The organism is Polaromonas sp., assembly GCF_013817205.1.
Lineage (GTDB): Bacteria > Pseudomonadota > Gammaproteobacteria > Burkholderiales > Burkholderiaceae_C > Polaromonas.
In genome coordinates this window covers 1-16206 of record NZ_JACDDD010000019.1, presented here as the reverse complement: position 1 = coordinate 16206, position 16206 = coordinate 1, and the positions used below count along the sequence as shown (strand labels likewise).

The following is a 16206-nucleotide window of genomic DNA, read 5'->3' as shown; positions in this document are numbered from 1 at the left end:
AATGACCAGAATCAATCACCTCATCAACGGCAAGTCTGTCGCCGGCAGCAGCTATTTTGAGACCGTCAACCCGGCCACGCAGGACGTGCTGGCCGAAGTGGCTGCGGGTGGCGAAGCCGAAGTCAACGCCGCCGTTGCCGCTGCCAAAGACGCTTTCCCCAAGTGGGCCGGCATGGCAGCGCCGCAACGCGCCAAACTTGTGCGCAAGCTCGGCGACCTGATCGCCGCGCATGTGACGGAAATCGCGCAGACGGAAACCAACGACTGCGGGCAAGTGATTGCGCAAACCGGCAAACAGCTGATTCCGCGCGCGGCTGACAACTTTTATTACTTCGCCGAGATGTGCACGCGGGTCGATGGCCACACCTATCCGACCGAGACGCACCTGAACTACACGCTGTACCACCCGACCGGTGTCTGCGCACTGATTTCGCCGTGGAACGTGCCTTTCATGACCGCCACCTGGAAGGTCGCGCCCTGCCTGGCTTTCGGCAACACTGCGGTGCTGAAAATGAGCGAGCTCTCGCCGATGACCGCGGCGCGCCTGGGCGAACTCGCCCTCGAAGCCGGCATACCTGCCGGTGTGCTCAACATCGTGCACGGTTATGGCAAGGACGCTGGTGAGCCGCTGTGCAGGCACCCGGATGTGCGGGCGATTTCGTTCACCGGTTCCACTGCCACCGGCAACCGCATCGTGCAGGCCGCGGGCCTGAAGAAATTCAGCATGGAGCTGGGCGGCAAATCACCCTTCGTCATTTTTGAGGATGCCAACCTCGAGCGCGCACTCGACGCAGCGCTGTTCATGATTTTTTCCAACAACGGTGAGCGCTGCACCGCAGGCAGCCGCATCCTGGTGCAGCAGTCGATTTACGCCGACTTCGCCGCGAAGTTTGCGCAACGCGCCCAACGCATCAAGGTCGGCGACCCGCTGGACGAAACCACCACCATAGGACCGATGATTTCGCAGGCCCACCTGGCGAAGGTGCGCAGCTACATCGAGCTGGGCCCGAAAGAAGGCGCAACGCTGCTGTGCGGCGGGCTCGGCAGACCTGACCTGCCGGACCGCGTGAAGAAGGGCAATTACGTGCTGCCGACGGTGTTCGCCGATGTGGACAATCGCATGCGGATTGCGCAGGAGGAAATTTTCGGCCCGGTCGCCTGCCTGATCCCGTTCAAGGATGAAGCCGATGCGATCCGCCTGGCCAACGACACGGCCTATGGTTTGTCGAGTTATGTCTGGACCGAAAACATCGGCAAGGCACACCGCGTCGCAGCCGCCGTCGAGGCTGGCATGTGTTTTGTCAACAGCCAGAACGTGCGCGATCTGCGCCAGCCCTTCGGCGGCACCAAGGCTTCGGGCACGGGGCGTGAAGGTGGCACCTGGAGTTATGAGGTGTTCTGTGAGCCAAAAAACGTGGCGGTGTCGCTAGGCAGCCATCACATTCCACACTGGGGAAGCGCATGAATGCGCTCCCCCTTGGGGCTCATCGGACGCCCCCCTCCCCATCCCTCCCCTCGAGGGGAGGGCGTTACAGCTTGAGGACTCGTCATGGGTAAGCTCGCGCTCGCCGCCAAGATCACACACGTCCCGTCGATGTACCTGTCGGAGTTTCCCGGACCCCATTTTGGTTGTCGCGATGCGGCCATCAACGGTCACAAGGAGATTGACCGCCGCTGCCGCGCGCTGGGGGTAGACACCATCGTTGTGTTCGACGTGCACTGGCAGGTCAACAGCGAGTACCACATCAACTGCGGGCCGAAGTTTGAAGGCAACTACACCAGCAACGAGTTGCCGCACTTCATCAAGAACATGCCTTACGCCTACCCCGGGAATCCGGAGCTCGGCCACCTGATGGCCGACATGGCCAATGCCATGGGGGTGAAAAGCCGCGCGCATTCGGACACCACGCTGGAACTCGGCTACGGCACCTTGGTGCCCATGCGCTACATGAACAGCGACCAGCACTACAAGGTCATCAGCATCAGCGGCTGGTGCGATTGGCATGACCTCAAGGAGTCCGGTCGCTTTGGCCTGGCAGTACGCAAGGCCATCGAGGAAAAGTACGACGGGACAGTGGCGGTGTTTGCCAGCGGCTCGCTGTCACATCACTTTGCCGACAACGGCCGCGCGCCCGAGTTCATGCACAAGGTGTATGACCCCTTTCTCGAGCAGGTGGACCAGCGTGTGGTGGAACTGTGGAAAGCCGGCGACTGGAAAACCTTTATCGGCATGTTGCCGATGTACGCTGACAAATGCTGGGGTGAAGGCGACATGCACGACACCGCCATGCTGCTGGGCCTGCTCGGCTGGGACCGCTACCGTGCGCCGGTTGAAGTCGTCACACCCTACTTCGGCAGTTCTGGCACCGGACAGATCAACGCGATTTTCCCGGTCACACCGCTGCCTGCTGCCTCCGATTGACAGGATTCACATGCCCCATCTCGTCATCCTCTACACACCTAACCTGGAAGCGCAGACCGATATGACGGCGCTGTGCCGCAAGCTGGCCGACATCATGCTGGCCACGCGCGACGAGGAAGGCAAGCAGGTCTTTCCTACCGGCGGCACGCGGGTGCTGGCCTATCCGGCGGCGCATTACGCCGTGGCAGACGGCAAGGCGGACTACGGCTTCGTCTACCTGAACCTGCGGATGGCTGGCGGGCGCTCGGATGCTACAAAAAAGATAGCTGGTGACGCTTTGCTGGCGGGGGCCAGAGGGCATTTTGGCTCACTTTTTGAGCGGCAAGCCGTCGGTTTGACCCTGCAGATCGACGAAAGCCCGGGCCAAGTCTACGACGGCAAGTACAGCACCCTGCACCCCCTGTTCAAACAATGAACCACCCCCGAAGCGCCTTCGGCGCCTCCCCCTCGAGAGGGCGCCATCTGCGGTCCGGCAAAGCCGGTCCCGCGCTGGCACTGGCTTGTGTTGCATGGACATCACCTGCCTGAGCCAGTTCAGGCGCGAAGGAATCCTAATGTTGTCACCCGAACTGATCCAGAAACTGGCGGCCGAACTGCAGCGCAGCGAACAAAAGCGCGTGCAGATTGGCCATTTTTCCAAACGTTTCCCGGACATGACGGTGGCCGACGGCTACGCCATTTCGCGGGCCTGGGTGCAGATGAAGATCGCTGAAGGCCGTGTCGCCTGCGGCCACAAGATCGGCCTGACCTCGCGCGCCATGCAGATTTCCAGCCAGATCGACGAGCCTGACTACGGCACGCTGCTGGACGACATGTTCTTTGAACCGGGCGAGATTCCGTTCTCGCGCTTCATCGCACCGCGCGTCGAGGTCGAGCTGGCTTTCGTACTGAAGAAGCGGCTGGAAGGCACGGACATCACCATCGACGACGTGTTGTACGCCACCGACTACGTGCAGCCTGCCATCGAGATCATCGACGCACGCATCGAGCAATTCGACCGCCACACCAAGGCCATGCGCAAGGTGCAGGACACCATCAGCGACAACGCAGCCAATGCCGGCATCATTCTGGGCGGGCGGCAGGTGTCGCCGCACTGGGTGGACTTGCCCTGGGTTGGCGCCATCCTGCGGCAAAACGGCGTGGTCGAGGAAACCGGCCTGGCCGCCGGCGTGCAGGGCCACCCGGCCATTGGCGTGGCCTGGCTGGCCATGAAACTTGCGGCTTGGGGCGAATGCCTGGAAGCCGGCGAAGTGGTGTTGGCCGGCTCCTTCACCCGGCCAGTGGTCGCCAAAGCCGGCGATGTATTTGACGCCGACTACGGTGCCATGGGCCGCTTTGAATTTTCCTTTTCCTGAAAAGATGGACAGACATGCAGACTCCCGCCAATACCTTCAAGCAGGCCATCGCCGCCAAACAGACACAGATCGGCCTGTGGGTCAGCCTCGCCGACGCCTACAGCACCGAAATCTGCGCCGGGGCCGGTTTCGACTGGCTGCTGCTGGACGGCGAACATGCGCCCAACGACGTGCGCAGCATCCTGGCGCAGTTGCAAGTGGTGGCAGCCTACCCGTCGCATCCGATTGCGCGTGTGCCCATGGGCCACGGCCATGTCGGCGAAGCGCTGATCAAGCAGTACCTGGACATCGGCGTGCAGACGCTGCTGGTGCCCATGGTCGACACGGCTGAACAGGCGGCCGCGTTGGTGCGCGCCACGCGTTACCCGCAATACGATGCAACGGGCCAGGACATCGGCGGCATACGCGGCATGGCCGGCGCGCGGGCCTCGCGCTGGGGCCGCATTCCCAACTATGCGCATGAAGCCAATGCGCAGGTCTGCCTGCTGGTGCAGGCAGAGACGCAGACGGCCCTGGACAACCTCGATGCGATTGCCGCCACCGCAGGCGTTGACGGCGTCTTCATCGGGCCGGCCGACCTTTCGGCGTCAATGGGCCATGTCGGCAACCCCGGCCACCCGGATGTGCAGGCCGCCATCGAGTTGGCGATCAAGCGCATCCTGAAAGCCGGCAAGGCTGCCGGTATTCTGACCACCGACGAAAAACTGGCGCGCCACTACATCGCCCTCGGCTGCGCCTTCGTCGCCGTCGGCCTGGACACCCATCTGCTGGTACGCCACACCAGCGCGCTGGCTGCCAGCTTCAAGTCGGGCGTCACTGTGACGCCTCCCGGCAAGACCTATTGATACCGGAGCATGAACATGAACGCCGTCCTGAATCCGCCGCCCGCCGCCATGCACCCTGACGAGTGGCAGGCCCGCCTGGAGTTGGCCGCCTGTTACCGCGTGTTTGCGATGCTGGGCTGGACCGAGATGATTTACAACCACATCACCGTGCGCCTGCCGGAAAGCGTGGCCCAAGGGGACAAGCAATTCCTGATCAACCCCTTCGGCCTGCATTACTCTGAGGTGACCGCCAGCAAGCTGCTGAAGATCGATCTGCAGGGCAAGAAGCTGGGCAACAACCCCTGGCCTGTGAACCCGGCCGGCTTCACGGTGCATGCCGCCATTCATGACGGCCTGCCGGATGCGCACTGCGTGATGCACACCCACACCACGGCGGGCGTGGCGGTGGCCTGCACCCAGGGCGGGCTCGCCCAGAACAATTTTTACTCGGCGCAGCTGCACGACCTGGTGGCGTACCACGACTTCGAGGGCATCACCATCCACGCCGACGAGGCGCCGCGCCTGCTGAAAAACATCGGCGACAAGCCAGTGGTGATCCTGCGCAACCACGGCCTGCTGGCCTGGGCGCCGACCTTGCCGCTGTGTTTTGTGCGGCTGTGGACGCTGCAACGCGCCTGCGACATCCAGCAGGCACAAGCGGCCATGGGCCCGGCGATTGCCGTGCCGGAAGCCGTCGCGAAGAAAACCACCCACGACTCTTTCCAGTTCGACGCGCAGTTCGGCGCCGGCCAGGATGTCTTTGATGCACTGGTGCGGCAGGTGGACCGCATCGACGACAGCTATAAAAACTAGAGCACGCTACGCTCACCAAACAAGGGCTGGAGGCCAATTTGACTATCAAGAAGGTTTGTATTTACGGTGCCGGCGCGATTGGCGGCTGGGTGGGCGTGAAGCTGGCGCAGGCCGGTTGCGAGCTCAGCTTGGTGGCGCGCGGCGCGACCCTGACAGCGCTGCAGCAGCACGGCCTGCGGCTGCAAACGGGTGACGCGGTCACGTCGGCGAGGGTACAGGCCAGTGCCGATCCCGCCGAACTCGGCGTGCAGGACCTGGTGATCATCGCGGTCAAGGCGCCGGCCCTGGCCGAGGTGGCCCACGCCATCGCGCCGCTGATCGGCCCGGGCACCGTGGTGCTGACCGCCATGAATGGCGTCCCGTGGTGGTTTTTTGAAGGCTTCGGCGCGCAGTATGCCGGTACACGCCTGAAAGCCGTGGACCCGGACGGCGCGATTGCCCGCGCGATTCCGGCCCCACACATCATCGGCTGCGTGGTGCACGCAAGCTGCTCGCTGAACAGCCCCGGTTTTGTGAAGAACCACTTCGGCAACAAACTCATCATCGGTGAGCCCTCGGGCGCCACAACCGATCGCGTGCAGGCGCTGGCGACCCTGCTGGAGCGCGCCGGTCACGAGGTCGCAGTGTCGGAGCAGATCCAGAAAGACGCCTGGTACAAGCTCTGGGGCAACATGACAGTCAACCCGATCAGTGCCTTTACCGGCGCCACCACCGACCTGATTCTGGGCGACCCGCTGGTGCGGGACTTCATCTCCAGGGTCATGCTCGAAGCGAAGGAAATCGGCGCGCGCATCGGCATCCCCATCGACCAGCAGCCGGAAGACCGGCACGCGGTCACGCTCAAGCTGGGCGCCTTCAAGACCTCCATGCTGCAGGACGTGGAAGCCGGCAAGGCGGTTGAGCTTGATGCGCTGGTCACAGTTGTCAGGGAGCTGGGTCAACTGACCCAGGTGCCCACGCCATTCACCGACGCGCTGCTTGGGCTGTCGCGCCTGCATGCGAGAGTTCGACATCTTTATTGACAGGGGCTCAAAATGGCTCCTAAATGAAACTTAGTTCTATTTTGGAGCCATATTGTGACCACTTTATCCATCAAAGACGTTCCCGAAACCTGGGCAGAAGCCTTGCGCCAGCGTGCCGCACGCAATCACCGTTCGCTGCAAGGTGAGCTGATGGCCCTCGTGGAGCAAGCTGTCGGCAATGCCGCTGGCGCCGACAACCCCGCTGAGGCGCCAGGCGAGCGCGGCCGTCCGCGCATCGCCGGCTACGACAAGCGCGGCTGGCCCATCGTGCGTGTGGGCTGGAAAACAGTGGCGCAAGTCGCGGCAGACCTGAAAGTGAAGTTCCCAGACGGCGTCAGCAACCAGATTTCGAGTATCGACATCATTCGGCAAGATCGCGACAGCAGGTGAAGCCAATGCCCACCCTGCACGTTGCAGAACCGCCCGCGCAGTACCTGCTGCGGCCCGCGCTGGTTGTCGATTGCAGCTGCCTTGCCGGATTTGTTTTTGGCGAGGAATGGAGTGAGCAAGCCCGGCAACAGTTGGACGGGCGCACGCTACATGCGCCGCATCTTCTGCGCGTCGAACTGGCCAGCGTCACCGTCAAAAAATTGCGCAAGGGCGATGCGCATGCAAGTGAAGGCTTGGCGGAGGCTGCAACGATGGAAATCGAACTCCACCCTGTCGATGCCCCGGCCGTTGCTGACCTTGCCATGCGCTACGACCTGTCCGCGTACGACGCCTCCTATCTCTGGCTCGCCGCCGATCTCAAATGCCCACTGGCCACCTTTGACGACAAACTCGCCGCCGCCGCCAAGACCCATTTGGCCAGCCTCCTCTGACACAACACCGGCAATCCCCATGGCCAAAAACCCAGTCTCGCGCGCTCCGTCTCTGCACCGCTTTTTGGCGCTTGCTCCAAGGCGACGTTTTCAGGGCGAGCACATCACAACACTGCTGCGCAAGGTGCTGACTCTTTTGCCTGCTCAGTCGTGACGCCAAAACGCGCCATCAGCGGCGCCGCATTCGCCACCCTGCTGCTGATTGCATTGATGATGGGTGCCAACCATGTCGCCGCGCGCATCGCATTCAACAACGGCGTGGACGTCGCCACTGCGGTGGCGTTCCGCAGCGGCGTCACCACCGTGGTCATCGTGGCCTTGCTCGCCGTGGCGGGTGTGCATGTCGGCTTCAGCGCACGCCACAAGCGCATGTTGCCGCTGATCGGCCTGCTGATAGGCATCCAGAGCCTGTGCCTGTACTCCGCAGTGGCGCGCCTGCCAGTGGCGCTGGCGCTGCTGGCCTTCAACACCTATCCGATCTGGACTGCGCTGTGGGCCGCTGTGGTGTACCGGCAGAAACCAGAACCCGCCATGCTGATCGCCATGCCTGTCATCCTGGTCGGACTGGCGCTGGCGCTGGATGTGTTCGGCGCCGCCTCGGGCCTGGGCGCTTCCGGTCAGTGGGCCGGCATTGGCGCGGGGGTGGCCTTTGCGCTGGCGGCGGCCGGCACCTTCGGGCTGGCGCTGGTCATCACGCAGCAGGAAACCGCCGACGTGGACGGGCGCGTGCGCACCGCCACCACCATGGCCATCGCCGGACTGATTGCATTGAGCATGGTGGGCGTGCAGGGCGGCTTTCACCTGCCGCAGGCGGCCGCAGGCTGGTACGGCCTGGCGGCGTTGACCTTTCTGTACGGCACGGCCTTCACCATCATGTTTACCGTGTTGCCCAAGCTCGGCGTGGTGGGCAATTCAGCCATCATGAATGTGGAGCCGGTGTTTGCGCTGGTGCTGGCCTGGCTGATTCTGGGCCAGGCGATTGCGCCCGTTCAGGTGGCCGGGGCGCTGCTGGTGGTGGGCGCGGTGATGGTGCTGGGGTTGAGGAAGCGCTGAGGCCGAGCGGCGTCCGGTCTTTCAGCCGGCGCCCTTGATCAACCGGATGGCATGCGGGAGGGAATGCGCTGCGGGGACAAAATAATCCAGCATGGCGCCCAGGGCCACCGCGCAAAAAAGCGCGCCCATCAGGGGTTTCCAGGTCAGCCGCACCGCAGCCGACAACCAGCCTTCGCGCACCACACGCACCGCCGTGCGTGCCGAGACGTAAGAAAAAGCCAGTTCCACCGCCACCGTCAGCAGCGCTTCCCAGCCGAAATATAGCAGCAGCAAGCATCCGGCCCCGAGGAAAACGGCGCAACCGATCAGGAAAATGGCCACCACCGGGACCACCACCACAGCGCCTTCGTCGGCACTGCCGGCGGCTTCCAGCGCCCCGCTGGCCACATCCCCCAGGCTTCCCGAAACCTCCGTCCCCTCCGAAAAATCCCCGGAGGCACCGGCACCGCCAAAATCGCCACCGCCGCCCGACACCATGGCCGGGTCGGGCGCAGCCACGCAAGAGTTGCTGCTGCCGCCGATGTCGGGCAGCGGCACATCGCCGTGCCAACCGTCGTCACCGGATCGTTGCCTGACCAGGACGGCTGCCCAGGTACGCAGCACCAGCAAGTAAGCCAGGTAACCCACGCCCAGGGTGGCCGCATAACGCAAGGCCAGCGAGTCCGAGCCCATCAGCATCTGCAGATGCGCCGCCGCCCACATCACGCCCAGCACGATGGTGCCTATGCACAGGCCGTGCAACCCCAGCCAGTGGCGCTGGCGCAATTGCCTCTCCACACTGCTTTCCCACAACCGAACCGAGCGCCAGTTCGACAGGTTGATCATGCGGCCACCACCGGCACCCGCAGCGCCAGCGCGCACATCAGTTCATACCCGACCGTACCGGCCGCGTGCGCAATCTCGTCGATGGACAACACGGCGCCCGTGGATGACTGCCCCCACAAGGTGACCTCGCTGCCTATGCCGGCCTCGGGCACCGGCGTCAGGTCCACGGTGATCATGTCCATGCTGACGCGCCCCACCATGCGGCAGCGCACGCCGTTAACCATCACCGGCGTGCCTGTTGTGCAATGCCGCGGATAGCCGTCGGCATAACCGCAAGCCACCACACCTATGCGTAGCGGTCCGTCAGCGCTGAAGCTGGAACCGTAACCCACCGTGTCGCCGGCCACCAGGTTTTGAACGCCGATGATTTTTGACGACAAGGTCATGGTCGGCTGCAGCTCCCAGTCAGCGGCCGTGTGTTCTGGAAAATCGGGTGAGCTGCCGTAGACCGCGATGCCGGGCCGCACCCAATCCGACTTGTCGGTAACGACTGCACCATGGCGCAGCGCCGCAGCACTATTGCTCAGCGTGCGTTCGCCGGGCAGGTCATGTGTGACTGCCTCGAAAGCGTGAAGCTGCGCAGCAATGCCTTTGGGCCCGTCGGCATCGCTGAAGTGGGTCATCAGCGAAATCTCTTCGACCTGCGGCAGCGCATTGAGTCGCGTCCAGGCCGCACGGTAGCGCTCGGGCGCAAAGCCCAGCCGGTTCATGCCCGAGTTCATTTTGAGGAAGACACGGTGTGGCAACTGGGTCTTGTGCGTGGCGAGCATGTCAACCTGCTCGTCGCAGTGAACCGTGTGCCACAAGCCCAGGCGCGAGCACAGCTCCAGGTCGCGCAGTTCAAAGCAACCCTCAAGCAGCAGGATGGGGCCACGCCAGTCGAGTGCGCGCATGCGCCGCGCCTCGTCCAGGTCCAGCAGGGCGAAGCCGTCGGCGCCGCGCAGGCCCTCAAAAACCCGCTCGATGCCGTGGCCGTAGGCATTGGCCTTGACCACCGCCCAGACCCGGGCATCCGGGGCGGCGGCACGTGCGCGGGCCAGATTGCTTTGCAGCGCGGCAGTGTGAATGGTGGCAAGAATCGGGCGGGGCATGAGGGGGAACCTTGAGGTAAGGCGCGCCGGGTGGCGCGGGTTAACACAGTCAGCACAGGGTCAATTTCCGGATTCTGCCAGCTTGACGCGTGCTATAAACCTTCATCGTCTGGAGACATTCACTTTATCCTGCGGCATCGGCCCTATGATGCCTTCGCAATGGTGATCAAAACAGTTTAATGAAGCGCGGTTTTTACACCATCATGGCGGCCCAGTTTTTCAGCTCGCTGGCTGATAACGCGCTGTTTGTCGCCGCCGTCGAGTTGCTCAGGACCAGTGGCGCGCCCAAGTGGCAGCCGGCTGCGCTGGTGCCCATGTTTGCGCTGTTTTATGTGGTGCTCGCGCCTTTTGTCGGCGCCTTTGCCGATGCGCAGCCCAAGGGCAAAGTCATGTTCATCAGCAACGCCATCAAGGTGATCGGCTGCCTGATGATGCTGTTTGGCACCCACCCGCTGCTGGCCTATGCGATTGTCGGCCTGGGCGCCGCGGCCTACTCTCCAGCCAAATACGGCATCCTGACCGAACTGCTGCCGGCCTCGCAGCTGGTCAAGGCCAACGGCTGGATCGAGGGGCTGACGATTGCCTCCATCATCCTCGGTGTGCTGCTGGGTGGTCAACTGGTCGGCCATTCCGTCTCGCACCTGTTGCTGTCCTTCGACTTCCCGATTATTTCCACAGGCATTGACACGCCGCCTGAAGCCGCGATCTGCGCACTGATCCTGCTGTACGCCATTGCTGCCTGGTTCAACACGCGCATCCCGCTGACCGGCGTCGAGATGCGGCCCATGCCACGCAACAAGCTCGAACTGCTGCCCGACTTCTGGAACTGCAACGCCGCGCTGTGGCGCGACAAGCTCGGGCAGATCTCGCTGGCAACCACCACGCTGTTCTGGGGCGTGTCGGGCAACCTGCGCTATATCGTGCTGGCGTGGAGCGCCGCTGCGCTGGGTTACAGCACCACGCAAGCGTCGTCGCTGGTCGGTGTGGTGGCCATAGGCACGGCAGTCGGCGCCATCGTGGCATCCATGCGCATGCGGCTGGAGCACGCCACCATGGTGATGCCGCTGGGCATCGCGATGGGCCTGCTGGTGATCCTGATGAACTTCATCAGCAACGTCTGGGTCGCCGCGCCCTTTCTGATTTTGCTGGGCGGCCTGGGCGGCTTCCTGGTCGTGCCGATGAACGCGCTGCTGCAGCACCGCGGCCACAACCTGATGGGCGCCGGCCGCTCGATTGCCGTGCAGAACTTCAACGAGCAAGCCTGCATCCTGGCACTGGGCGCCGGCTACAGCCTGTCCACCGGCATAGGCCTGTCGGCCTTTGGCGCCATCACCACCTTCGGCGTGGTGGTGGCCGGCTTCATGTGGGTGATCCAGCGTTGGCACAAAAGCAATTGCATCCACCACAAGGAGCAGGTGGAGCACCTGCTGACCATCGCCCGCAGCGACAAGTCTCATTGATGCGGGACGGCATTCTGGTTCGACGGCCTGCGGGCGGTTTTACGCCCTCTTGCGAACTCACTTCATGAGCCCTCGTGCCAAAGCCCTGGCCGCAGGGGCCCTCGTCTGCAACGCCTTCGTCTGGGGCGTGTCGTGGTGGCCGTTTCGCGAGCTGCAGGCCATGGGCCTGCACCCGCTGTGGTCCACCGCGTTGATCTACTTCTTCTGTCTGGCCGGCATCTCGGCATGGCGACCCGGCGCCTGGCGCAGCTTCGCACACCACCCGCAATTGTGGTGGCTGGCCGTCGCTGCCGGCCTGACCAATGTCGGCTTCAACTGGGCAGTGACGGTCGGCGACGTGGTGCGCGTGGTGCTGCTGTTTTATCTGATGCCGGCGTGGTCGGTGCTGCTGGCCTGGTTGCTGCTGGGCGAGCGGCCGACGCGCGCATCGCTGCTGCGCCTGTTGCTGGCCATGACCGGGGTGATCATCGTCCTCAAGGAGCCCGCCTCGCCCTGGCCGTTACCGCAAGACGCAGCCGACTGGCTGGCGCTGATGGGCGGGCTCAGTTTTGCGGCGACCAATGTCATGCTGCGCAAGCTTGAGTACACCCCGGATGCATCCCGCATGCTGGCCATGTTCGGCGGCGGCGCCATCATGGCCAGCGGCGCCGCCTTGCTGGGCTTGATCGGCGGCACCGTGAGCGCTCCGCTGTGGAGTGTCGTCTGGGTGCCGCTGGCGCTGGGCCTGAGCCTGGCTTTTCTGGTCAGCAACATGGCGCTGCAGTACGGGGCTGCCCGGCTGGCTGCCAGCACCACAGCCGTTGTGATGCTGACCGAGATCCTGTTTGCCAGCATCTCGGCGGCGCTGCTGGGCGCAGCGGAATTCAGCCCGCGCATTCTGCTGGGTGGCAGCCTCATCGTGCTGGCCGCTGTTTTGGCAGCCAGGAAATAGCCCCCCGGTTGATCCCTGCGCCTGCGAACTGGCGAAGTCAGATCCGCGGCCCCGGCATGAATTCAAGACCTCCCAACGCATCGCGCTGCAGTACAGTGGCAAGTCCAACAAGGAGCACACCATGAGCAGCATTTACGACTTTGAAGCGCAGCAGATCGACGGTAAGGACATTGCGCTGTCCAGCTTCAGGGGCAAGGTCATGTTGATTGTCAACACCGCCAGCAAATGCGGCTTCACGCCGCAGTTCGGCGGGCTGGAGGAACTGCACAAGGCCTATACCGGCAAGGGCCTGGTGGTGCTGGGTTTTCCGTGCAACCAGTTCGGCTCGCAGGACCCGGGCGCCGACGGCGAGATCGCCGAGTTCTGCCAGGTCAACTACGGCGTGAGTTTCCCGATGATGGGCAAGATTGACGTGAATGGCCCGGCCGCGCACCCGCTGTACAAATGGCTGTCGTCCGAAGCCCCCGGCCTGCTCGGCAGCAAGTCCATCAAGTGGAACTTCACTAAATTCCTGGTGGGCAAAGATGGCCAGGTTCTCAGGCGTTATGCGCCGACCGACAAACCGGCTGACCTGGCGAAGGATGTGGAAGCCGCGCTCGCCGCTTGAGCCCGAACAAGGGCCGGAGCCAGGCGCTACGGCGCACAAGGGCCGTGATCGTCCAGCACCCTGCCATCGTCAGCAACACCAGCAACGCTGGTTCCACCGCAGGCCCCAGCTGCAACGGCGCCAGCCACCATATGGCCACAATGATCACGGTCTGGTGCAGCACATACCAGGGATAGACCGACTCGTTGGCCCAGGACAGCCAGCGCCAAGGGCGGTTCAACTTCACATGGCCCCAGCCCAGGATGGCCAGCAGGGCCGTCCACAGGTACAGATCAGCGACCAGGCGCAACAGCTGGCGCGGCGCTGCCAGCTCCGAAGGCAGGGCACGCAGGCCCATGTAAACCGCCAGCAGCACCATTGCCGCGCCCAGGGCCGGCCAGCGCAAGCGCGCCGCTTCGGCCCACCAGCCTTCGTCCGTGCCTATCCACCAGCCGTAGAGGAAGAGGGTGAAATACACCGCATGCAGCCAGCCGTCACCGATCAGGTCCAGCGTGGGCGGGAAATGCGGCCAGAGAACCAGTGACCACAACATCAGCGGCAGTGCCGGCACCGCCAGCAAGGCCACACCGCGTAGCCCGGCAAACACCCTGCGCAAGCGCTGGCCGGCAGCCGACTCCAGGGCAGGCAGCAGCAGGAGCAGCACGCTGGTGTAAAGCCACAGGTAGGGCAGGTACCAGAGATGGTTCCAGGTGACACCGAAGTCCGAGCCGTCAAACGCATTTTTCGGCCAAGGCCCACCGGCGGCGTAGCGCAGCAGGAAGGCGCCAAAACCGGGGGAGATGCTGCCGTTGTCCACCCCCTGGGCGTAGGCCTGAAAGGGCACGACCACCGCCATACCGAAAACCAGCGGCAGCAGCAGCCGCCAGCTTCGCTGCAAAAACAGGGCGCCCGCACCCTGGCCCCGTTGCAGAAAACCCAATGCCAGACCGGAAATCAGAAAAACCAGGTCCATGCGCCATAAATTGAGCGCACGCATGGGCAGCTGCAGCCACTCGGCCGCATGCGGACTTTTCAGGTGCCAGTGCCAGTCGGCCACGTAATACATGGCCACGTGGTAGAGGATGACCAGGCTAAAAGCCAGGGCGCGCAGGGCATCGATGTCGTGACGGCGGTTCATGGTTTTCTCCTGGGCGAAACACAAGTGGTTCAAGTGGCGGCCATTTTTTGCGCGCCAGGCTTCTTCGGGCACCCCCGACGGGACAAGTAGCGGCGTTTTTGTGACGAGTGGTGACCCCAGGGGACGAAAAAGCGACCACGCTTCCCCTAGACTGACGCCATGTCAGACGAAACAAGCACCTGGCTGGCGCGTTACCAGCACTGGCGCCGCCGCGCAGAAATAGGCTTCTGGGTGCTGGTGCTGACGGTCCAGATGCTGGCCAACAGCATCACCACCTGGATGGACCTGCGCACCGCGCCCTTTGCCCAGCCCCTGGTCTGGGAGCTGTCGAGCAACCTGACCGTCGGTTTGCTGATCCCGGTACTGATTGCGTTTGAACGGCGCTTTCCCCTGCGCTGGGACACGCTGTGCCGCAACCTGCCCTGGCACCTGGCCGGCACGCTGATGTTCTGCGCCGCACATGTGCTGGTGGTGATGACCATGCGCAAGGCGGCTTATGCGGCCGTGGGCGCCAGTTACACCCCCGGCAACTGGATCAGCGTGTTCGGTTACGAGTACCTCAAGGACATGCGCAGTTATGTGCTGATTCTTGCCGCCGTGCTCGGCTACCGCTTGCTGTTGCTGCGGCTGCAGGGCGAAGCGCGGCTGCTCGATGCCCCCGAGACTGCCTCTGCCGCCCCGCCTTCCGACGCCCCGCCGGCGCGCCCTGAGCGTTTTCTGGTGCGCAAGCTGCGCAGCGAATTCCTGATTGCCGCAGCAGACATCGAATGGCTGCAGGCCCAGGGCAACTACATTGGCATCCACGTCAACGGCCACGACTATCTGCTGCGCTCAACCCTGTCGGACTTCCTCAGCCAGCTTGACCCGGCGCGTTTTGTGCAAGTGCACCGCAGCTACGCCGCCAACCTCGACCGCGTGGCAGAAATCGAGCCCCTCGACAGCGGCGACGCCCGCCTGCGCATGAAGGACGGCAGCCAGATTCCCTGCAGCAGGCGCTACCGCGCAGCCCTGGGTGGACAAGCGCAAAATAAGGCGACAGCCCTTTAAATACGGGCGCAGACAGCTATTGATTCAATAGCAAACAACTTTCACCCTCGCGGTTCGGAGCGCCGATATGGCGCAGGAAATCGCCAGCGTCTTACCGGCTTCCTGCTGGAACCCGCCCTCCAGCACCTCCATGGTCTGGATACGGTCGATCCGGAAGCTGCGGAAGTTGCGGCGCGCTTCGCACCAGGCCGCCAACGTCCAGACCTTGCCCCAGAAAAAGCAGCCCAGCGGGCGAATGGTGCGTCGGCTGGTTTTGTCTTGCTGGTCGCGGTAATGCAGCTGCACCTTGTGCCTGGTCTGGACGGCCTCACGCAGCTGCTGCAGGCGCTGCTGGTTGCCGGTGTCGACCCCGAAAAGAGGCGCATAAATCGCCAGGCCTTCTGCCGCAGCACGCGCAGCGGCGGGCAGGACCGACAGGATTTTGCCCAGCGCATCTTCTGCCTCGCGGGCCAGGCCGGGGTCCAGGCCCTGCTGCGCCAGACGCACCGAGGCCACCAGCGCCTTGGCTTCCTCCTGCGTGAACATCAGGGGCGGCAGTTCAAAACCAGCGCCCAGCCGGTAGCCGACGCCGGCCTCGCCTTCGATCGGCACACCCTGGTGCTGCAGCTCGGCGACGTCGCGGTAGATAGTGCGTTCAGACACCGCCAGGCGACCGGCCAGTTGCGCCGCCGTGCTGAGGCGACGGCCCCGGATAAGCTGGACTAGCCCGGATATTTCATTAGCAGGAGTCGGCAGCCCCGTGCCGAAGCGCGTTGTCATTGGTGTTCGATGTCAATTGCAACCGGGGACTGCCAATGCCAAAGTGTACGCAAGAACGG

At 63.7% G+C, this 16206-nt stretch carries 18 protein-coding genes; 14 read left to right on the top strand and 4 right to left on the bottom strand.

Translation table 11 applies throughout. The features are described 5' to 3' along the window. The first annotated feature begins 1 nt into the window (after position 1). The 10 genes from hpaE to H0W47_RS06445 all read left to right on the top strand — a co-directional run bounded on the left by hpaE (position 2) and on the right by H0W47_RS06445 (position 8310). A complete protein-coding gene (gene hpaE, locus H0W47_RS06490; RefSeq protein ID WP_296922048.1) occupies positions 2–1465 on the top strand; it encodes a 5-carboxymethyl-2-hydroxymuconate semialdehyde dehydrogenase in 1464 nt (487 codons plus the stop codon). Between the two features lie 84 nt (positions 1466–1549). Beyond that, the gene (gene hpaD / locus H0W47_RS06485) at positions 1550–2422 is read left to right on the top strand and encodes a 3,4-dihydroxyphenylacetate 2,3-dioxygenase (RefSeq protein ID WP_296922045.1); all 873 of its coding nucleotides are present in this window, start codon (positions 1550–1552) and stop codon (positions 2420–2422) included. A 10-nt stretch (positions 2423–2432) separates the two neighbouring features. Next, on the top strand, positions 2433–2837 hold the full coding sequence (locus tag H0W47_RS06480; protein WP_296922043.1) for a 5-carboxymethyl-2-hydroxymuconate Delta-isomerase: 405 nt from the start codon (positions 2433–2435) through the stop codon (positions 2835–2837). A 139-nt stretch (positions 2838–2976) separates the two neighbouring features. After that, on the top strand, positions 2977–3777 hold the full coding sequence (gene hpaH / locus H0W47_RS06475) for a 2-oxo-hept-4-ene-1,7-dioate hydratase (RefSeq protein WP_296922041.1): 801 nt from the start codon (positions 2977–2979) through the stop codon (positions 3775–3777). Between the two features lie 14 nt (positions 3778–3791). Further along, a complete protein-coding gene (gene hpaI / locus H0W47_RS06470; RefSeq protein ID WP_296922039.1) occupies positions 3792–4622 on the top strand; it encodes a 4-hydroxy-2-oxoheptanedioate aldolase in 831 nt (276 codons plus the stop codon). 15 nt (positions 4623–4637) lie between these two features. Beyond that, a complete protein-coding gene (locus H0W47_RS06465; RefSeq protein WP_296922037.1) occupies positions 4638–5414 on the top strand; it encodes a class II aldolase/adducin family protein in 777 nt (258 codons plus the stop codon). A gap of 38 nt (positions 5415–5452) precedes the next feature. Beyond that, a complete protein-coding gene (locus H0W47_RS06460; protein ID WP_296922035.1) occupies positions 5453–6436 on the top strand; it encodes a 2-dehydropantoate 2-reductase in 984 nt (327 codons plus the stop codon). Positions 6437–6490: 54 nt separating this feature from the next. Beyond that, positions 6491–6826: an Arc family DNA-binding protein gene (locus H0W47_RS06455; protein WP_296922033.1), complete on the top strand. Its 336-nt coding sequence runs from the start codon at positions 6491–6493 to the stop codon at positions 6824–6826. 5 nt (positions 6827–6831) lie between these two features. Then, positions 6832–7257, top strand: a complete 426-nt coding sequence (locus tag H0W47_RS06450) for a type II toxin-antitoxin system VapC family toxin (RefSeq protein ID WP_296922030.1) — start codon at positions 6832–6834, stop codon at positions 7255–7257. A 150-nt stretch (positions 7258–7407) separates the two neighbouring features. Continuing rightward, positions 7408–8310: a DMT family transporter gene (locus tag H0W47_RS06445; RefSeq protein WP_296922028.1), complete on the top strand. Its 903-nt coding sequence runs from the start codon at positions 7408–7410 to the stop codon at positions 8308–8310. A 21-nt stretch (positions 8311–8331) separates the two neighbouring features. Here the strand turns inward: H0W47_RS06445 and H0W47_RS06440 are convergent, their stop codons facing one another. Both H0W47_RS06440 and alr read right to left on the bottom strand, forming a co-directional pair. Next, positions 8332–9135 carry a hypothetical protein gene (locus H0W47_RS06440; protein ID WP_296922025.1) on the bottom strand — a complete coding sequence of 268 codons (804 nt, stop codon included), beginning with the start codon at positions 9133–9135 and terminating at the stop codon, positions 8332–8334. After that, the gene (gene alr, locus H0W47_RS06435; protein ID WP_296922023.1) at positions 9132–10226 is read right to left on the bottom strand and encodes an alanine racemase; all 1095 of its coding nucleotides are present in this window, start codon (positions 10224–10226) and stop codon (positions 9132–9134) included. The genes H0W47_RS06440 and alr overlap by 4 nt, the downstream gene beginning before the upstream one ends. 179 nt (positions 10227–10405) lie before the next feature. Here alr and lplT point away from each other — a divergent pair, with 179 nt between their 5' ends. The 3 genes from lplT (at position 10406) to H0W47_RS06420 (ending at position 13224) form a co-directional block, all read left to right on the top strand. Then, entirely contained in the window at positions 10406–11686 is a 1281-nt protein-coding gene (gene lplT / locus H0W47_RS06430; protein WP_296922021.1) for a lysophospholipid transporter LplT, read from the top strand. Positions 11687–11750: 64 nt separating this feature from the next. Next, entirely contained in the window at positions 11751–12617 is an 867-nt protein-coding gene (locus H0W47_RS06425; protein ID WP_296357009.1) for a DMT family transporter, read from the top strand. 121 nt (positions 12618–12738) lie between these two features. Next, positions 12739–13224, top strand: coding sequence for a glutathione peroxidase (locus H0W47_RS06420; RefSeq protein WP_296357005.1), 486 nt, complete (start codon positions 12739–12741; stop codon positions 13222–13224). Here H0W47_RS06420 and H0W47_RS06415 read toward each other — a convergent pair. After that, entirely contained in the window at positions 13154–14341 is a 1188-nt protein-coding gene (locus H0W47_RS06415) for an acyltransferase (protein ID WP_296357003.1), read from the bottom strand. The genes H0W47_RS06420 and H0W47_RS06415 overlap by 71 nt on opposite strands. Positions 14342–14500: 159 nt before the next feature. On the opposite strand from H0W47_RS06415, the gene H0W47_RS06410 reads away from it, so the two are divergent. Continuing rightward, positions 14501–15388, top strand: coding sequence for a LytTR family DNA-binding domain-containing protein (locus H0W47_RS06410; protein WP_296357002.1), 888 nt, complete (start codon positions 14501–14503; stop codon positions 15386–15388). A gap of 24 nt (positions 15389–15412) precedes the next feature. Here the strand turns inward: H0W47_RS06410 and H0W47_RS06405 are convergent, their stop codons facing one another. Continuing rightward, a complete protein-coding gene (locus H0W47_RS06405; protein WP_296357000.1) occupies positions 15413–16147 on the bottom strand; it encodes a YafY family protein in 735 nt (244 codons plus the stop codon). Between the last annotated feature and the right edge of the window lie 59 nt (positions 16148–16206).

Bases quoted from the DNA above. Each gene is read 5' to 3' on its own strand.
- hpaE (WP_296922048.1), top strand. From the start codon at position 2: ATGACCAGAATCAATCACCTCATCAACGGCAAGTCTGTCGCCGGCAGC.
- hpaD (WP_296922045.1), top strand. From the start codon at position 1,550: ATGGGTAAGCTCGCGCTCGCCGCCAAGATCACACACGTCCCGTCGATG.
- H0W47_RS06480 (WP_296922043.1), top strand. From the start codon at position 2,433: ATGCCCCATCTCGTCATCCTCTACACACCTAACCTGGAAGCGCAGACC.
- hpaH (WP_296922041.1), top strand. From the start codon at position 2,977: ATGTTGTCACCCGAACTGATCCAGAAACTGGCGGCCGAACTGCAGCGC.
- hpaI (WP_296922039.1), top strand. From the start codon at position 3,792: ATGCAGACTCCCGCCAATACCTTCAAGCAGGCCATCGCCGCCAAACAG.
- H0W47_RS06465 (WP_296922037.1), top strand. From the start codon at position 4,638: ATGAACGCCGTCCTGAATCCGCCGCCCGCCGCCATGCACCCTGACGAG.
- H0W47_RS06450 (WP_296922030.1), top strand. From the start codon at position 6,832: ATGCCCACCCTGCACGTTGCAGAACCGCCCGCGCAGTACCTGCTGCGG.
- H0W47_RS06440 (WP_296922025.1), bottom strand. From the start codon at position 9,135: ATGATCAACCTGTCGAACTGGCGCTCGGTTCGGTTGTGGGAAAGCAGT.
- alr (WP_296922023.1), bottom strand. From the start codon at position 10,226: ATGCCCCGCCCGATTCTTGCCACCATTCACACTGCCGCGCTGCAAAGC.
- lplT (WP_296922021.1), top strand. From the start codon at position 10,406: ATGAAGCGCGGTTTTTACACCATCATGGCGGCCCAGTTTTTCAGCTCG.
- H0W47_RS06425 (WP_296357009.1), top strand. From the start codon at position 11,751: ATGAGCCCTCGTGCCAAAGCCCTGGCCGCAGGGGCCCTCGTCTGCAAC.
- H0W47_RS06420 (WP_296357005.1), top strand. From the start codon at position 12,739: ATGAGCAGCATTTACGACTTTGAAGCGCAGCAGATCGACGGTAAGGAC.
- H0W47_RS06415 (WP_296357003.1), bottom strand. From the start codon at position 14,341: ATGAACCGCCGTCACGACATCGATGCCCTGCGCGCCCTGGCTTTTAGC.
- H0W47_RS06410 (WP_296357002.1), top strand. From the start codon at position 14,501: ATGTCAGACGAAACAAGCACCTGGCTGGCGCGTTACCAGCACTGGCGC.
- H0W47_RS06405 (WP_296357000.1), bottom strand. From the start codon at position 16,147: ATGACAACGCGCTTCGGCACGGGGCTGCCGACTCCTGCTAATGAAATA.